Genomic DNA, 16,922 nt, shown 5'->3' on the forward strand with positions numbered 1-16,922 from the left:
CCCGACAGGCAGGACAGGCAGGCAGGCGCCGCGCGCGACGGACTGGCCCTCGGCAACGTCGCCGAGCGGCCGGCCGACGCGTTCGACCGCGCGCAGTCGCATTCGCGGCGCGTGCGCTGGCTCAAGATCGGCCTGCCGCTCGTCGCGACCGCCATCGTGCTGGCGGGCGCGGTCGCCATCTGGCTCGCCCGCAGCCTGCCCGCCGACATCGCCTTCACCTCGACCTCGATCGAGGACGGCCGCCTCGTGATGCGCGATCCGCGCATGTCGGGCGTCGACGGCAACGACCGGCCCTTCTCGATGGTCGCGGACCGCGCGATCCAGGCGCTCGGCGGCTCCAGCATCGATCTCGAGGGCGTGCGCGCCAACCTGACGGTCGACCAGAACACCACGGCCGAGCTCACCGCCGCCAAGGGCCGCTTCGACACGCGCACCAACATGCTGCGCCTCTACGACCAGATCGCCGTCGACACGACGAGCGGCATCCGCATCCGCATGCAGAGCGCCGACGTGTCGCTCGAGGGTGGCGCCCTGACCGGCACCGGGCCGGTCGAGATCGCGACGAGCGACCAGCGCCTCGAAGCCGGCACCGTCTCCATCTCGGACGGCGGCAAGACGCTGTCCTTCGGCAACCGGGTCAAGCTGACCCTTCTTCCGCAGTCCCTTTCCAACGGGGGCGAGGCCCCACTCAGCGAGCCAGGACCATGACAACGATCCATCGCCTGCCCGTCGTGCTGGCCGTTATCGGCTCCCTCTGCGCCGCCGGCGCAGCGGTGGCGCAGCAGCAGTCGCAGGGGTTCGGCAACTCCTTCGGCGGCTTGCAGGTGAAGGGCGACCAGCCCGTCGCCATCGAATCGAACCAGCTCGACGTCGACGACGGAAAGTCGCTCGCCACCTTCTCGGGCGATGTCAGCGTGCGCCAGGGCCCGACCTCGATGAACGCCGAGAAGCTCCTCGTCTTCTACGTGCGCAACAAGGACGGCGAGGCGCAGCCGGCCGCCCAGCGCTCCAACCTGCCGGGCGGCTCGGGCGACATCAGCCGCCTCGAGGCCACCGGAAAGGTGACGATCCGCTCGGCCGACCAGGTCGCGACCGCCAACAAGGCCGAGTTCGACATGGCGACGCAGGTGGCGCTGCTGACCGGCGACGTAGTGCTCAGCCAAGGCAAGAACGTCGCCACCGGCTGCGTCCTGCGCATCCAGATGGATACCGGCGTCGCGCGCCTCCAGAGCAACAACTGCAACGGTGCCTCGGGCGGCGGCGGCCGGGTTCGCATGCTCCTGTCGCCTGGCGCGAACGGCGCGGCCGGCACCAACTGACGCCTCCCTCCCGCTCGATTCCCTTCGGGCGGCCCGGCGCCTCGCCGGCCGCCCAGACCCCGGACGTTTCGTGGCCGCACAGATCGATACCCCTCCCCGTCGCCCGGTCGGCGATCCCCGCGAGAGCGCGATGCCCGGCGAGAAGCGGGCGCATCCGTCCGCCGGCACGCTGGTCGCCCGCGGCATCACCAAGACCTACCGGGGCCGGCGCGTCGTCGACAGCGTCGACGTCGCCGTGCGGCGCGGCGAGGCGGTCGGGCTTCTCGGCCCGAACGGCGCGGGCAAGACCACCTGCTTCTACATGATCACCGGCCTCGTGCCGGTCGATGGCGGGCGCATCGAGCTCGACGGCCACGACATCACCGGCGTGCCGATGTACCGGCGCGCGCGCCTCGGGATCGGCTACCTGCCGCAGGAGGCCTCGATCTTCCGCGGTCTGTCGGTGGAGGACAACATCCGCGCCGTGCTCGAGATGGTCGAGCCCTCGAAGACGGAGCGCGAGCGCCAGCTCACGGCGCTTCTCGAGGAGTTCCACATCGGGCACCTGCGCAAGCAGCCCTCGACCGCGCTGTCGGGCGGCGAGCGGCGGCGCTGCGAGATCGCGCGCGCGCTCGCCTCGCGCCCGACCTTCATGCTGCTCGACGAGCCCTTCGCGGGCGTCGACCCCATCGCGGTCGCCGATATCCAGGAACTCGTGCGCCACCTCACGCGGCGCGGGATCGGCGTCCTCATCACCGACCACAACGTGCGCGAGACGCTCGGCCTCATCGATCGCGCCTACATCATGCACGCCGGTGCCGTCCTCACCCACGGCACGCCGCAGGACATCGTCGACAACCCCGACGTCCGCCGGATCTATCTCGGCGAGCAGTTCACCTATTGACGCTTTCCCGCGCAGCGCTACCGCGTTTTTCTTGACAAGCAAGATGCGGACCAGTTTCCTTCCGAGGCTTGCCCCTGGCTGACGGGGCGCCTTGGGAGGGAGGATCGCCGTGAACTTGTCGATGAACCTCCAGGTGCGTCAGAGCCAGTCGCTCACGATGACGCCCCAGCTCCTGCAGTCGATCCGTCTTCTGCAGTTCCACCACGTCGAGCTCCTCGCCTTCCTGCAGCGCGAGGCCGACGCGAACCCGCTTCTCGAACTCGTGGCCCCTGCCGAAGTCGCCCCGCCGCCGCCGCCGGCGGAGCCCGCCCTGCCGGCCGCCGACCCGGTGCCGCTCTCCGGCTGGCAGGACGACGGTTCGGCGTTCCGGGACGGCGCCGGGCCGGAGGGCGAGCGTCATCCGGACGCCGCGGACCGTCTTCTCGACGCGCGCGGCATGGGCTCTGCCGCCCCCGGCCCCGATGCGGGGTCCTGGGAGGACCGGATCGGCGAGGATGCGCCCTCGCTGCACGCCCATGCGCTCGCCGAGATCGCGGAGGTCTTTCCGCAGGGCGAGGAGCGCCGGCTGGCCGAGCTCTGGTTCGCCGATCTCGACGCCTCCGGCTTCCTCGATGCCGACCTTGGTCTGCCCGCCGATCTCCTGCCGCTTCTCGTCCGCCTGCAGGACGAGGCCGAGCCGGCCGGCCTCTTCGCCCGCTCGCTGGAGGACTGCCTCGCCATCCAGCTGCGCCGGCAAGACCGCTTCGACCCGGTGATGGCGACCGTCGTCGCCAACCTGCCGCTTCTCGCCAAGCGGGACTTTGCCGCCCTCTCGCGCCTCACCGGTGAGAGCGAGGCGGAGCTTCTCGACATCCTCGGCGAAATCCGCGGGCTCGATCCGCGGCCGGGCTCCGCCTTCTCGCTCGCGGCTCCGGCGGTCGTCGTGCCCGATGCCGTCGTGACGCGCGAGGCGTGCGCGCCGAACGGCTGGCGGGTGTCGCTCAACCCGGAGGCCTTCCCGCGCCTTCGGGTGCATCTGGAGCGTGGCGGGGCGGCAGGCGCCGAAGAGCGCACGTTCCTCGCCCAGTGCCGGCAGTCCGCCGGCTGGCTGCAGCGCTCGCTCGAGGGGCGCGCGCGCACGATCCTCAAGGTCGCCGACGAGATCGTGCGCCAGCAGAGCGCCTTCCTGTCGCGCGGCGGCGGCCATCTGAAGCCGATGACGCTGATGGACGTGGCGGCGGCCGTCGGCATGCACGAATCGACGATCAGCCGCGTCACGGCCGGCAAGTATCTCGCGACACCGCGCGGGACGATGGAGATGAAGGCCTTCTTCTCCGGGGCGATCGCCGCCAGCGACGGGGGCGACGCGCATTCGGCCGAGAGCGTGAAGCTGCGCATCCGCGCGCTCGTCGCCGCGGAGGGCGCCGGCGGCGTCCTGTCCGACGACGATATCGCCGCGCGGCTGAAGGAGGAGGGCATCGATCTCGCCCGGCGCACCGTCGCCAAATACCGCGAGGCGCTCGGCATCGCCTCCTCGGTGCAGCGGCGCCGCGAGATGAAGGCGCGCCGGCTCGCCGTCTGACGCGTTCCGGGATTTTCGAGCGCGCGGGCCTTGGCCCCGTCACCGATTTGGGATCGAATGATTCCCCCGGCAGGCCGGAACGAAATGGTCGCGCGAAGTCTTCGATATGACGGCGACCAAGAGACTTCGAAGGCCCGTCGCCGGACGAATGGAAGGAGACACGAATGGGACTTCGCGTATCAGGCCGACACATGGACGTCGGCGAAGCCTTTCGCTCGCGCATCGAGGATCGGCTGAACGACTTGGTCGCCAAGTACTTCGACGGAAACTTCTCCGGCGCCACCGTTCTGTCCAAGGAGGGCGCGCGCTACAGCGCGGACATCACGCTCCATCTGGACAGCGGCGTCGACTTTCAGGCCACCGCCGATACCCACGACCCGGAATCGAGCTTCACCGAAGCGTCCGAAAAGATCGAGAAGCGCCTGCGACGCTACAAGCGCCGCCTGAAGGACCACAAGGCGAACGCAGCGGCATCGCGCGAGATTGCCTACACGGTCATCAGCTCGGTGCCCGAGGAGGATGACGAGGTGCCGGAGGACTTCGCGCCCGCGGTGATCGCCGAGACCTCGCTCGTCATGGGCACGATGAGCGTCGCCAGCGCCGTGATGGAACTCGACCGCCGAGACGGGCCGGTCGTGGTGTTCAAGAACGGCGCCACGGAGGAGGTCAACATCGTCTATCGCCGCCCGGACGGCAACGTCGGCTGGATCGACCCCTCGACATTGCGGGCCCGGGTCTGATACCCGCCGCACGGACGATCGGCCGGACCCCAAAAGGTCCGGCCGACGTTTATCGGCGTGTCCGGGAAGGGCTGCGCAAGGTTTGTCCGGCACGATCATCCCCGCCGAGGGCTGCGCGGACCGGTTGAGCGGAAGGCATTGACGACGTGGAGCTGGCCGAACTGATCCGGGAGGACGCGATCCTTCCCTCGCTGAAGGCGCATTCCAAGAAGCAGGTGCTGCAGGACCTTTCCGAGCGCGCCGCCGCGCTGAGCGGGCTCGACGCACGCGACATCTTCGAGACCGTGATCGCCCGCGAGAAGCTCGGCTCGACCGGTATCGGCCACGGCATCGCCATTCCGCACGGCAAGATCTCAGGTGTCCAGCGCATCCAGGGGGTCTTCGCGCGCCTTGCCAAGCCGATCGACTTCGAGGCGCTGGACGACCAGCCCGTGGACCTCGTCTTCCTCCTGATCGCGCCGGAAGGCTCGGGCGCCGACCACCTCAAGGCGCTTTCAAAGATCGCCCGCCTCCTGCGCGATCCGCGCACGGTGAACGAGTTGCGCGCCTCGCGCGACGCGAGTTCGCTCCACCACCTGATGACCCATCAGGCGCCGCCGCACGCGGCCTGACGAGCGCGCAGAAAAAAACCGGCGCGGACAGGGTCCGGCCGGTCTCTCATCGGCTTATCGCTGCCAAGTCAGTGAATGCTGACCGTCAGCAGTTCGTTCTCGGTAGCGCTCGCCAGGATCGAACCGCGGTCGTCGGAGACCGCCAGCGGCGTTCCGTCGGCGGAGAACAGCGCCCAGAGCTTCAGCCCCGGACGGATCGACTGGGCGGAGGGGAAACGGGCGCGAATGTCGTCGGAGGACATGCGGCGCAGATAAGCCAGATGGCCTTCGCCGATGGAGGCGAGGTCGGACGGGGTGATCGAATTCGTACGGGTCATGGGCGTCTCCTGCAGAGGCAAACGGGAGATCGGGTCCGAGGTTTCAATCCTCGACGGTAATCTCGATCTTTTTCACAACGCGCTCTGGCTCGGGCTTCACGAGATCGATCATCAGAAGACCGTTCTTCAGCTGGGCGCCGAGGATGCGCATGCCGTCCGCGAAGAGAAAGCTCTTCTGGAACTGGCGTGCGGCGATCCCCCGGTGAAGGAAATCGCGCTCCTCCCGGTCGCTCTGCGAGCCCCGGATCGTCAGCTGGTTGTCTTCCGTCGTGATCTCGAGGTCTTCCGTCTGGAAGCCGGCGACCGCAAGCGTGATGCGAATGGCGGGTTCCCCGCCGGTCCCGTCGCGCGCAGCGCCTTCGCGCTCGCCCGGGGCACGGATGCGCTCGATGTTGAACGGGGGATAGCCATCGCTGGCCTTGCCCATCCGCTCGAGCATCCGCTCCACCCCGTCGAAACCGAGAAGCAGCGGACTGGAAAACGGCGTCATCCTGTTCATGTCACGGCAAGCCCTTGTCTCAAGCGACTTGTCGGTCGGGGCCCTGATGCGGCACCCCGCTCGACCTGTCAGAGATATGGCGACCCGAAGAGCTGCGTTCAATGCGCGCCGCCCTTCCGCGGCCCCGTCATCATTGAGCGCCGCAAAGATTGACGAAGGCTTGTTCCTCTCAGGTCACCGGGCCCGGCTTGAACTGCATGGCGACGCCGTTGATGCAGTGGCGCTTGCCGGTCGGCGGCGGTCCGTCGTCGAAGACGTGGCCGAGATGGCCGCCGCAGCGGGCGCAATGCACCTCGGTGCGCGGATAGACCAGGACGTAGTCGGTCCGGTTGCCGATGGCGCCGGCGACCGGCGCCCAGAAGCTCGGCCAGCCCGTACCGGAATCGAACTTCGTGGCGGAGGAATAGAGCGCGTTGTCGCAGCCCGCGCAGTGGAAGAGGCCGCTCGTCTTCACGTTGTTGAGCGGGCTCGAATAGGGCCGCTCGGTCGCCTCCTGGCGCAGCACCGCGTACTGGTCCGAGGTCAGGCGGCTCTTCCAGTCGGCATCGCTCAAGGTGAAGGGAAAGGTCTCGGCGTGGGCCGCGCCCCCGCCCCGCAGCGCGAAGGCCGAAGCCCCGAGCCCGAAGGCCGCGAAGCCGAGAAGGAACTGTCGACGCTGCATGGCATGGCTCCCGTGGGTGGCGGATGAAACGGAAACGGCCCCGCCCCCATGTGGAGGCGGGGCCGTCGGTAATCCATAGGCCTTGATCAGGGCATCAGTACGGTGTCGATGACGTGCACGACGCCGTTCTTCTGCATCACGTCGGCCTGGGTGACGGTCGCGACATTGCCCTTGGCGTCGGTGATCGTCAGCTTCTTGCCCTTCATGGCGAGCGTCAGGGTCTCGCCCTCGACGGTCTTCACGACATGCTTGCCGCCGTCGTCCTTGATCATCTTCATCGCCGCCTCGGCCGTCGCCTTTGCCGGGACGACATGGTAGGTCAGGATCTTCGTCAGCATCGCCTTGTTCTCGGGCTTCACCAGCATCTCGACGGTGCCGGCCGGCAGCTTGGCGAAGGCCTTGTCGTCGGGCGCGAAGACCGTGAAGGGACCCTTGCCGTCGAGCGTCTTGACGAGGCCGGCCGCCTTCACCGCTGCCACCAGCGTCTTGAGGTTCTTGGCGTTCGGGGCATTCTCGGCGATCGTCTTGGAGGCGTACATCGGCGCGCCGCCGACCATCACGCTCTTGCCCTGAGCCATCGCGCCACCGGCCGTGCCGAGGAGGAGCGAGGCGACGACGACACTGCGGAACAGCTTGGAGATCATGGGTTCGTTTCCCCTGTTGGGGCCCTCCCATCGAGGGGCGTCAGGAGCTACGAGGACATTGATGCGCCGGATGCAGAAAAAAACGCCCGGCCTCAAATTTTCTTTAAGACCCCGTGATCGGAGCCTTCAGTCGTCGACGCGACCGCGCATCCGCTTGACCGTGGAACGCCCCTTCTTGGCCTCGAGGCGCCGCTCCACCGAGCCGCGCGTCGGGCGCGTCTTCTTGCGCGGCGGCGGGGGCGGCACGAGCGCTTCGCGGACGAGGGCGACGAGGCGCTCGCGCGCGTCCTCGCGGTTGCGCTCCTGCGTGCGGAAGCGCGAGGCCTCGATCAGCACCTCGCCGGCCTTGGTCGCGCGCTGACCGGCCAGCCGCAGGAGGCGCGCCTTGACCTCGTCGCCGAGGACCGTGGACGCCGCACCCGCAAAGCGCAGCTGGACCGCGGTCGCCACCTTGTTGACGTTCTGGCCGCCGGGCCCGGCCGAGCGGATGAAGCTCTCATCGAGCTCGTCGTCGGGAATGGTGATGCGGGCGTTCACGGGCAGGCCTTTGGCGGAACCGGGCTCTGCCATGGGTCGCGTCTCCTCGAGCGTTCGCGGCGGCAACGCCGCCCTCTCCCCGTGGTTGCCGCAAACGACAGGGGCCCGCAACCCGAAGGTCGCGAGCCCCTGGCCTCCTCCCAGAGGTCTTGAGCGTTACTCGGCGGCGAGCGCCAGCGCCGGCGAGGCGTCGACGACGCCCGCATCGACGTGATCCTCGAACTTCTCGAAGTTCGCGCGGAACATGCCGACGAGCTTGTTGGCCTGCCGGTCGTAGGCGGCCGGATCGCTCCAGGTCGAGCGCGGGTCGAGGATCGCGCTGTCGACGCCCGGCACCGCCACCGGCACCTGGAAGCCGAAGTTCGGATCGGTGCGGAACTCCGCGTTCTTCAGGGAGCCGTCGAGCGCGGCGGCCAGAAGTGCGCGCGTCGCCTTGATCGGCATGCGCCGGCCCGTGCCGTAGGCCCCGCCCGTCCAGCCGGTCGAGACCAGCCAGCAATCGACGCCGTGGCTCGCGATGAGGTCGCGAAGGAGGTTGCCGTACTCGGCCGGATGACGCGGCATGAACGGCGCGCCGAAGCAGGTCGAGAAGGTGGCTTCGGGCTCCGTCACGCCCTTCTCGGTTCCCGCGACCTTGGCCGTGTAGCCCGACAGGAAGTGGTACATCGCCTGTTCGGGGGTCAGCTTGGCGATCGGCGGCATCACGCCGAAGGCGTCCGCCGTCAGCATGATGATGTTCTTCGGGTGCGCGCCGAGGCCGGTCTCGCTGGCGTTCGGGATGAAGTGCAGCGGGTAGGCGGCGCGCGTGTTCTCGGTGAGCCGGCCGTCCTCGAAGTCGGGCACGCGGCGCTCGTCGAGGATCACGTTCTCGAGGACCGTGCCGAACATGCGCGTCGTGGCGAAGATTTCCGGCTCGGCTTCGGCCGAAAGGCGGATCGTCTTGGCGTAGCAGCCGCCCTCGAAGTTGAAGATGCCGTTCTCGCCCCAACCGTGCTCGTCGTCGCCGATCAGCGTACGCTTCGGGTCGGCCGACAGCGTCGTCTTGCCGGTGCCGGACAGGCCGAAGAACACGGCCGCGTCGCCGTTGGCCCCGACATTGGCCGAGCAGTGCATCGGCATGACGCCGGTCTCGGGCAGGCGGTAGTTGAGGACCGTGAAGACCGACTTCTTCATCTCGCCGGCATAGGTCGTGCCGCCGATCAGGATGATGTTGCGCGTGAAGTCGCAGGCGATCACCGTCTCGGTGCGGCAGCAGTGACGCTCGGGATCCGCTTTGAAGGACGGCAGGTCGATGATCGTCAGCTCCGGCACGAAGCTCTCGAGCTCGGCGCGCTCCGGGCGGATCAGAAGGTTACGGATGAAGAGCGAGTGCCAGGCGAACTCGGTGACGACGCGGGCCTTGATCGCATTGTCCTTGTCGGCGCCGCCGACGAGGTCCTGCACGAAGAGGTCACGCCCCTCCGCATGCGCCTTGAAGTCGGCATAGAGGCGCTCGAAGGCGTCCGGCGCCATCGGCTTGTTGTTGTCCCACCAGATGCGGTCCTCGGTGGTCTCGTCGCGAACGACGAACTTGTCCTTGGGGCTGCGGCCGGTGTGCTGGCCGGTGGTCACGACCAGCGCGCCGTGCGCGGTCAGCATTCCCTCGCCCTGCCGCACCGCGGTCTCGACGAGTTCGCTCTCGGAAAGGTTCCAGCGCAGGGACGACACGTTCGCGAGGCCGGTCGTCTCGATGCCGCGATCGGGATTGCGGAGCCCGAATTCATCCATGTGCCTGCTCCTCGAAAAAACACCGGGCCGCCCCGGCATGAGCCAAGCAAGTATCGCCGATGCCGGCGCGCGGCAACTGTCGAAAAGCTGCAGAAATACATGGCCTTCTCAATATCAAACGATTTAAAACATGAGAGGACCCATCTAAATCGGTTCAACGCTTGGCTTCAATCGGATTAACCCAAGCAAAAATAATTTCGCCTTTCGCCGCCGATCCTGAGGGTTCTGCCGCGTGCCGGGGCACTTTTCGCCGCCCGGCGCGTTGAAGGGCCGAGTTTCAGGCAAGAAAGGACGAGAGATGGCCGAGGCGGCAACCGAGAAGTTCTGGGACATGATCGGCGACTTCGAGACCTGCATGGTCACGACGCGCGACGGCCGGCAGCTGCGCTCGCGCCCGATGGCGCCGAAGATCTCGCGCGAGCGCGGCGAGATCCTGTTCGTCACCGACCGCAGTTCCCACAAGGTGGACGAGATCCAGGCGGACGATCAGGTCGCCTGCTCCTTCGTGAAGAAGGAAGAGTATGTCGCCGTCTCCGGCACCGCGAGCGTGACGACCGATCGCGCCCGCATCGAGGAGGCGTGGGACGCAGAGGCCGAAGCCTGGATGCCGGGCGGGAAGAACGGGCCGGACACGGCGATCCTCGTGGTCCGCCCGCATCAGGCCGAAATCTGGGACGTGACCTCGAACAAGATCTCGCAGGCCTGGGAGTTTGCGAAGGCCTATGTCGGCGACAAGCCGCGGCCGGACACCACGGAGAACATCAAGGTCGACCTCTGAATCGGCTCGCGCGGGCGTTCCGACGGGACGCGGAAATGCTTTAGGCGTTGCAAAAGCGCCACGAACGCCACATTTCCCCTTCAGACAGGGAATCGGGTCCGCGTCGGCGACGATGCGGATACCGGGCGTTTCCGGCGCTTCGCTCAGTCGAAGGCGAGCGCCCGCCCGCCGGAACAGGAGTTGAGACGAGATGCCGACGATCGCGCTGGTGGATGACGACCGCAACATCCTGACATCCGTGTCGATCGCGCTGGAGAACGAGGGCTACCGGGTCGAGACCTACACCGACGGCGCCTCGGCGCTGGAGGGCCTGTCGGCCCGGCCGCCGCATCTGGCCATCTTCGACATCAAGATGCCGCGCATGGACGGCATGGAGCTCCTGCGTCGCCTCCGCCAGAAGAGCGACCTGCCGGTGATCTTCCTGACCTCGAAGGACGAGGAGATCGACGAGCTCTTCGGTCTCAAGATGGGGGCCGACGACTACATCCGCAAACCCTTCTCGCAGCGGCTTCTCGTCGAGCGCGTGCGCGCGATCCTGCGGCGCGGCGCCCCGCGCGAGGCGGTGGCGGGCAAGCCGGGGGCGGCGCCCGAATCCTCGCTCGAGCGCGGCCAGCTCGTGATGGACCAGGAGCGCCACACCTGCACCTGGATGGGCCAGCCGGTGACGCTCACCGTCACCGAGTTCCTGATCCTGCACTCGCTTGCCCAGCGCCCCGGCGTCGTGAAGAGCCGTGACGCGCTGATGGATGCGGCCTACGACGAGCAGGTCTACGTCGATGACCGCACGATCGACAGCCACATCAAGCGCCTTCGCAAGAAGTTCAAGGCGATCGACGACGACTTCGACATGATCGAGACGCTCTACGGCGTGGGCTATCGCTTCCGCGAAGTCTGACGGGCCGCCGGCCTTGACGGCGACGGACACATCCGAGACGGGACGCGCGGCGGCCGCACGCCGGCGCGTCGGTCGCTGGCGGCGCAAGCCCATCGTGCGCCGGCTCCTGATCCGCGCCCGGCGCGTTCTCGGTCACTCCGTGTTCTCGTCGCTGACGCGGCGCATCGTCTTCCTCAACCTCGTCGCGCTGATCGTCCTCGTCTCGGGCATCCTCTATCTCAACCAGTTCCGCGCCGGACTGATCGACGCGCGCGTCGAAAGCCTCCTGACGCAGGGCGAGATCATCGCGAGCGCCATCGCCTCCTCGGCGACGGTCGAGACGGATTCGATCACCGTCGACCCGGAAAAGCTCTTGGAGCTGCAGGCGGGCGCGACGCTGCAGCCCAATCCCGACCAGTCGGAATCGCTCGACTTTCCGATCAATCCCGAGCGCGTCGCTCCGCTCCTGCGGCGCCTGATCTCGCCGACCCGTACGCGCGCGCGCCTCTACGACCGCGACGCCAACCTCATCCTCGATTCCCGCCATCTCTATTCGCGCGGCCAGATCCTGCGCTACGACCTGCCGCCGGTGGAGAGCGAAGAGGAAACCGGGATCTTCGCCTGGATCAGCCGCGAGACGGGCCGCCTTCTCGGCCATGGCGACCTGCCGGTCTACAAGGAGACGCCGGGCGGGTCGGGCTCGACCTATCCCGAGGTGATGAGCGCGCTGACCGGCGGCCCCCGCGCGCTGGTCCGCTCCACCGAGAACGGCGAGCTCATCGTCTCGGTCGCCGTGCCGATCCAGCGCTTTCGCGCGGTGCTCGGCGTCCTCCTTCTGTCGACACAAGGGGGCGACATCGACAAGATCGTGCAGGCCGAGCGCATGGCGATCGTGCGCACCTTCGCGGTCGCCGCGATGGTGACCGTGATCCTGTCGGCGCTCCTCGCCTCCACCATCGCGACCCCGCTCCGCCGCCTGTCGGCCGCCGCGATCCGCGTGCGCCGGGGCGTCACGGCGCGCGAGGAGATCCCCGACTTCGGCGACCGCGCCGACGAGGTCGGCCACCTCGCCTCCGCCATCCGCGACATGACCAACGCGCTCTACGCGCGCATGGACGCGATCGAGAGCTTCGCGGCCGACGTCAGCCACGAGCTGAAGAACCCCCTCACCTCGCTGCGCTCGGCCGTCGAGACGCTGCCGCTCGCGCGCAACGAAAGCTCGCGCGAGCGCCTGCTCGCCGTGATCCAGCATGACGTGAAGCGCCTCGACCGGCTGATCACGGATATCGCCGACGCCTCGCGCCTCGACGCCGAACTCGCGCGCGAGGTCGCCGGCGAGGTGGATCTTGCCGGCCTCGTCGGCTCGGTTGTGGACGGCGCCCGCGCTCATCTGAAGCCCGAGCAGTCGATCACGATCGCGCTGACGATCACAGCCCCGCCGCCCGGCAAGACCTACCGCGTCGCCGGCCACGATCTGCGCCTCAGCCAGGTCTTCACCAACCTCATCGACAACGCGCGCTCCTTCGTGCCCCCGACGGGCGGGCACATCAGCGTGCGCCTGCAGCGCCGCGCGCGCGCCTGCGTCGTCACCATCGAGGACAACGGGCCCGGCATCCAGGCCGAGAAGATCGACCGCATCTTCGAGCGCTTCTACACCGACCGTCCGGGTGCCGAGTCCTTCGGCCAGAACTCCGGTCTCGGTCTCTCCATTTCGCGCCAGATCGTCGAGGCACACGGCGGCGAGATTCGCGCGGAGAACATGGCCGATCCCAAGGCCCCCGGCGCCATCGCGGGTGCCCGCTTCACCGTCGAGCTTCCGGCCGAGACGTGAGCGCGAGGGTCAACCTCCATGCGAGCGCGCTGCGCCTCGGCGGGCGCGGCCTTCTCGTTCGCGGCCCTTCGGGCAGCGGCAAGTCCTCGCTCGCGCTCTCCGCTCTCGCCCGAGGCGCCACTGTGAGCCTTGAGGCCGTCCTCGTCGCCGACGATCAGGTCTTCGTCGAGCCGCGCGGCGGGCGACTTTACGCTGCGGCTCCGACAGCCACCGCCGGACTGATCGAGGTGCGCGGCATCGGCATTCTGTCAAAGCCGTACCTCGCTGAGACGGGTCTCGATCTTGTCGTCGATCTCGTGCCGCGCGGATCGATCGAACGCCTTCCGGAGGACGGTGCCGTGATCCTGTCGGGGATCGGGATCCGCCGGATCGCGCTGCCCGAGCGCGATCCGTCCTTTGCCGCCGACGTTCTTCTCACCCTCGTCGCGACCCCTTCGTTCTGGTCCGCCACGCGCACCGGTTGATATCGCGTCGCAGCATTCGCGTCGCGGCTTCGTGAATGGGCAGAAAACCCCGAAATGCGGGGGTTCGACGCTTGTTTGGAAAGATTCCGAGGGGTGTGACTTGCTGCGTCTTGCAGCAATCTGGCCGCAAGCGCACAATCCGTTGCACAGGGAAGTGGCGGAGTCCGGGATGGTCGACGTATGATTGGACTGGTGCTGGTGACGCATGGCCAGCTCGCGCGTGAATTCAAGCTCGCCGTGGAACATGTGGTCGGCCGCCAGGAGGCGTTCGAGACCATCTGCATCGGTCCGGACGACGACATGGAACAGCGGCGGCTGGACATCCTCCAGGCGGTCCGCGAGGCCGAGCGCGGCAAGGGCGTGATCATCCTGACCGACATGTTCGGCGGCACCCCGTCCAACCTCGCCATCTCGGTGATGGACGAAGGCAACATCGACGTCCTCGCAGGCGTCAACCTGCCGATGCTGATCAAGCTCGCCAGCGTTCGCGGCGAGAAGCCGATGGCCGACGCGCTCGTCGCCGCCCAGGACGCCGGCCGCAAGTACATCGCCGTCGCAAGCCGCATTCTCAGCGGCAAGTAGCCCTCGAACAGGTTCAACGGATCATCGGCGGCCGAGCCATGGACAAGTCAGAACACTTCCCCTCGCCGTCCGAATCGTCCCACGCCGGTTCGCCCTCCGCCGGGCCGATCGAGCAGACGATGACCATCGTCAACCGCAAGGGCCTTCATGCCCGCGCCTCGGCCAAGTTCGTGCAGCTCGCCGAACAGTTCGACTGCGACATCACCATCTCGCGCGAGGGCCTGTCGGTCGGCGGCCAGTCGATCATGGGCCTGATGATGCTGGCGGCCGGCCAGGGCACCACGATCGACGTGCGCGCCGAGGGCCACGACGCCGACAAGGCCGTGGCGGCGATCTCGGCGCTGGTGGCGGACCGGTTCGGCGAGGACTGCTGACCGACGAGATAACGATATAAGGATTTCCTTATATCCTCTCTCCTGCTAAGGAAGCGCCTTGAACGGCGGCACCGGACGGCTCGGCCGAGCCCTGCTGCCCCATCCAAGGAGCTTCCGCATGGCCAATACGGGCGATTTCGTCGTCAAGGATCTTTCGCTGGCCGATTGGGGCCGCAAGGAACTCGACATCGCGGAAACCGAGATGCCGGGCCTCATGGCCTGCCGCGAGGAGTTCGGCGCCGACCAGCCGCTGCGGGGCGCGCGCATCACCGGCTCGCTGCACATGACCATCCAGACCGCGGTCCTGATCGAGACGCTGCAGGCGCTCGGCGCCAAGGTCCGCTGGGCCTCGTGCAACATCTTCTCGACGCAGGACCACGCCGCGGCCGCGATCGCCGCGACCGGCACGCCCGTCTTCGCCGTCAAGGGCGAGAGCCTCGAGGAGTACTGGGACTACACCGACCGGATCTTCCAGTGGCCGGACGGCGAGCCCTCCAACATGATCCTCGACGACGGCGGCGACGCCACGATGTACATCCTGACCGGCGCGCGCGCGGAAGCCGGCGAGGACGTCCTGTCGAACCCGGGTTCTGAGGAGGAGGAGGTCCTCTTCGCGCAGATCCGCAGGCGCCTCGCGGCCACCCCCGGCTTCTTCGCCCGCCAGCGCGACGCCATCAAGGGCGTGACGGAGGAGACGACGACCGGCGTCAACCGCCTCTATCAGCTCCAGAAGCGCGGCCTCCTGCCCTTCCCGGCGATTAACGTCAACGACTCGGTGACGAAGTCGAAGTTCGACAACAAGTACGGCTGCAAGGAATCGCTCGTCGACGGCATCCGCCGCGCGACCGACGTGATGATGGCCGGCAAGGTCGCGGTCGTCTGCGGCTACGGCGACGTCGGCAAGGGCTCGGCCGCCTCGCTGCAGGGCGCGGGCGCCCGCGTGAAGGTGACCGAGGTCGATCCGATCTGCGCGCTGCAGGCGGCGATGGACGGGTTCGAGGTCGTCACCCTCGAGGATGCCGCGCCGACCGCCGACATCATCATCACGACCACCGGCAACAAGGACGTCGTGACGCTCGACACGATGCGCACCGTCAAGGACATGTGCATCGTCGGCAACATCGGCCACTTCGACAACGAGATCCAGGTGGCGAGCCTTCGCAACCTCACCTGGACCAACATCAAGCCGCAGGTCGACATGGTGACCTTCCCCGACGGCAAGCGCATGCTGCTTCTGTCGGAAGGGCGCCTCCTCAACCTCGGCAACGCGACCGGCCACCCGTCCTTCGTGATGTCGGCGTCCTTCACCAACCAGACGCTGGCGCAGATCGAGCTCTTCACCAAGGGCGAGAAGTACGAGAACCAGGTCTACGTCCTGCCCAAGCACCTCGACGAGAAGGTCGCGCGCCTCCATCTCGACAAGCTCGGCGCCCGGCTTTCGACCCTTTCTGAGGATCAGGCCGCCTATATCGGCGTGACCCCGCAGGGCCCGTTCAAGGCCGAGCACTACCGCTACTGACGGCGGATCGGCTGCCCTTCGCAAAGACGGGAGGCCGCATAGCAAGAGGGCGTCGGGGGCAAGCCCCCCGGCGCCTTTTCTTTTTTCGGATGCGTGTCCGATCGACGCTTTGCGGACGGTTATCCACCGTTTAGATTCGCGCCCAAGCCTGCCGTTGGGGAGCGGGGGCGCTACGGGGACACCCGCCTCGATCGAGGGGCGGCTGAAAGGACGCGATGCGGACGCGCGAATCAGTGCAGGAGGCGGGTCGGGGGACCTGCTCAATGAAAGCTGGCCGGAACGGCAGGCGGCGACGCGATGCGTGGGCTCCGGTGCTCGTGTCGGCGGTCCTCGTTCTCGGCAACGGTCCAGCGCGGGCGCAGGCCGAAGCCCAGCCGCTCGCCGCCGAGCCGCTCCTCTATCTCGCCCTCGTGGCCCTGACGATCGGCGCGGCGATGATCGCGGCCTTCTGGCTGATCCGCCAGCAGGCGGCGACCGCCGAGGAAAACGTCCGCCTCCGCGCGGACCTCGCCGACGCGCTGACCGAGGCCGACCGGCGGGCCGGCCTCCTCACCGACGATCATCAGCGCCTCGTCGTCTATGCCGGCACCGGCGCTCCGGACATCATCGGGACGCTGCCGAAGAATCTCGGCGTTCCAAGTGACTCCACCGGCTTCCTCGACTTCTCCGGCTGGATGGATGCCGGCGAGGCGCGCCGGCTGGAAGCCGCGATCGCGCAGCTTCGCACCCGCGCCGAGCCCTTCCGCCTCGAGATCGAGCGCCCGGACGGGCGGCTGATCGAGGCCTCGGGCCGCACCGTCGGCGCGCTCGCCACCGTGCGCTTCGCCCCACTGTCGGGCCTGCGCGAGGAACTGGCGGCGCTTAAAGTGGAGAACGCCCGCACCAACGGCATGATCGAGACGATGCAGTCGCTGTTCGACGCGGCGCCCCTGCCGATGTGGGTGCGCGACGCCGACGAGCG

At 68.1% G+C, this 16,922-nt stretch carries 19 protein-coding genes and 1 pseudogene; 14 read left to right on the forward strand and 6 right to left on the reverse strand.

Annotated features, from left to right (window positions below; genetic code table 11):
- The first annotated feature begins 111 nt into the window (after positions 1–111).
- The 6 genes from lptC (at position 112) to ptsN (ending at position 5,114) form a co-directional block, all read left to right on the forward strand.
- Positions 112–708, forward strand: a complete 597-nt coding sequence (lptC, locus tag QZ753_RS01875) for an LPS export ABC transporter periplasmic protein LptC (RefSeq protein WP_294640698.1) — start codon at positions 112–114, stop codon at positions 706–708.
- Positions 705–1,319, forward strand: a complete 615-nt coding sequence (locus QZ753_RS01880; RefSeq protein ID WP_294640701.1) for an LptA/OstA family protein — start codon at positions 705–707, stop codon at positions 1,317–1,319. Before lptC ends, QZ753_RS01880 begins: the two co-directional genes overlap by 4 nt.
- A gap of 130 nt (positions 1,320–1,449) precedes the next feature.
- A complete protein-coding gene (lptB, locus tag QZ753_RS01885; RefSeq protein WP_294640727.1) occupies positions 1,450–2,202 on the forward strand; it encodes an LPS export ABC transporter ATP-binding protein in 753 nt (250 codons plus the stop codon).
- A 109-nt stretch (positions 2,203–2,311) separates the two neighbouring features.
- A complete protein-coding gene (gene rpoN, locus QZ753_RS01890) occupies positions 2,312–3,763 on the forward strand; it encodes an RNA polymerase factor sigma-54 (RefSeq protein WP_294640702.1) in 1,452 nt (483 codons plus the stop codon).
- A 164-nt stretch (positions 3,764–3,927) separates the two neighbouring features.
- Entirely contained in the window at positions 3,928–4,503 is a 576-nt protein-coding gene (gene raiA, locus QZ753_RS01895; protein WP_090963871.1) for a ribosome-associated translation inhibitor RaiA, read from the forward strand.
- Between the two features lie 146 nt (positions 4,504–4,649).
- Positions 4,650–5,114 carry a PTS IIA-like nitrogen regulatory protein PtsN gene (ptsN, locus tag QZ753_RS01900; RefSeq protein ID WP_090963873.1) on the forward strand — a complete coding sequence of 155 codons (465 nt, stop codon included), beginning with the start codon at positions 4,650–4,652 and terminating at the stop codon, positions 5,112–5,114.
- Between the two features lie 68 nt (positions 5,115–5,182).
- Here ptsN and QZ753_RS01905 read toward each other — a convergent pair whose 3' ends face one another.
- The 6 genes from QZ753_RS01905 to QZ753_RS01930 form a co-directional block, all read right to left on the reverse strand.
- Positions 5,183–5,431, reverse strand: a complete 249-nt coding sequence (locus QZ753_RS01905) for a DUF1150 domain-containing protein (RefSeq protein WP_055893667.1) — start codon at positions 5,429–5,431, stop codon at positions 5,183–5,185.
- Positions 5,432–5,474: 43 nt separating this feature from the next.
- A complete protein-coding gene (locus QZ753_RS01910; RefSeq protein WP_055893670.1) occupies positions 5,475–5,930 on the reverse strand; it encodes an Hsp20 family protein in 456 nt (151 codons plus the stop codon).
- A 169-nt stretch (positions 5,931–6,099) separates the two neighbouring features.
- Entirely contained in the window at positions 6,100–6,591 is a 492-nt protein-coding gene (msrB, locus tag QZ753_RS01915; protein WP_294640707.1) for a peptide-methionine (R)-S-oxide reductase MsrB, read from the reverse strand.
- 86 nt (positions 6,592–6,677) lie between these two features.
- Positions 6,678–7,235, reverse strand: coding sequence for a fasciclin domain-containing protein (locus QZ753_RS01920; RefSeq protein WP_055893676.1), 558 nt, complete (start codon positions 7,233–7,235; stop codon positions 6,678–6,680).
- Positions 7,236–7,361: 126 nt separating this feature from the next.
- Positions 7,362–7,805: an alternative ribosome rescue aminoacyl-tRNA hydrolase ArfB gene (arfB, locus tag QZ753_RS01925; RefSeq protein ID WP_294640710.1), complete on the reverse strand. Its 444-nt coding sequence runs from the start codon at positions 7,803–7,805 to the stop codon at positions 7,362–7,364.
- Between the two features lie 123 nt (positions 7,806–7,928).
- A complete protein-coding gene (locus tag QZ753_RS01930) occupies positions 7,929–9,539 on the reverse strand; it encodes a phosphoenolpyruvate carboxykinase (RefSeq protein ID WP_294640712.1) in 1,611 nt (536 codons plus the stop codon).
- A gap of 298 nt (positions 9,540–9,837) precedes the next feature.
- On the opposite strand from QZ753_RS01930, the gene QZ753_RS01935 reads away from it, so the two are divergent.
- The 8 genes and pseudogenes from QZ753_RS01935 to QZ753_RS01970 all read left to right on the forward strand — a co-directional run.
- Positions 9,838–10,317, forward strand: coding sequence for a pyridoxamine 5'-phosphate oxidase family protein (locus tag QZ753_RS01935; protein WP_294640713.1), 480 nt, complete (start codon positions 9,838–9,840; stop codon positions 10,315–10,317).
- Positions 10,318–10,507: 190 nt separating this feature from the next.
- A complete protein-coding gene (locus QZ753_RS01940; protein ID WP_294640715.1) occupies positions 10,508–11,212 on the forward strand; it encodes a response regulator transcription factor in 705 nt (234 codons plus the stop codon).
- A gap of 94 nt (positions 11,213–11,306) precedes the next feature.
- A complete protein-coding gene (locus QZ753_RS01945) occupies positions 11,307–13,022 on the forward strand; it encodes a sensor histidine kinase (protein WP_294640729.1) in 1,716 nt (571 codons plus the stop codon).
- Positions 13,019–13,486, forward strand: a complete 468-nt coding sequence (locus tag QZ753_RS01950) for an HPr kinase/phosphorylase (protein ID WP_294640717.1) — start codon at positions 13,019–13,021, stop codon at positions 13,484–13,486. The genes QZ753_RS01945 and QZ753_RS01950 overlap by 4 nt, the downstream gene beginning before the upstream one ends.
- A gap of 180 nt (positions 13,487–13,666) precedes the next feature.
- Positions 13,667–14,068 carry a PTS sugar transporter subunit IIA gene (locus QZ753_RS01955; RefSeq protein WP_055893695.1) on the forward strand — a complete coding sequence of 134 codons (402 nt, stop codon included), beginning with the start codon at positions 13,667–13,669 and terminating at the stop codon, positions 14,066–14,068.
- Between the two features lie 38 nt (positions 14,069–14,106).
- Entirely contained in the window at positions 14,107–14,442 is a 336-nt protein-coding gene (locus tag QZ753_RS01960) for an HPr family phosphocarrier protein (protein WP_294640719.1), read from the forward strand.
- Positions 14,443–14,560: 118 nt separating this feature from the next.
- Positions 14,561–15,961, forward strand: a complete 1,401-nt coding sequence (gene ahcY / locus QZ753_RS01965; RefSeq protein ID WP_294640721.1) for an adenosylhomocysteinase — start codon at positions 14,561–14,563, stop codon at positions 15,959–15,961.
- Positions 15,962–16,278: 317 nt separating this feature from the next.
- Positions 16,279–16,922 (forward strand): annotated as a pseudogene (locus QZ753_RS01970) (histidine kinase); the annotation flags it as partial.

The sequence above is a fragment of the uncultured Aureimonas sp. genome (assembly GCF_913775355.1).
In the GTDB taxonomy this organism is placed as follows: Bacteria; Pseudomonadota; Alphaproteobacteria; order Rhizobiales; family Rhizobiaceae; genus Aureimonas.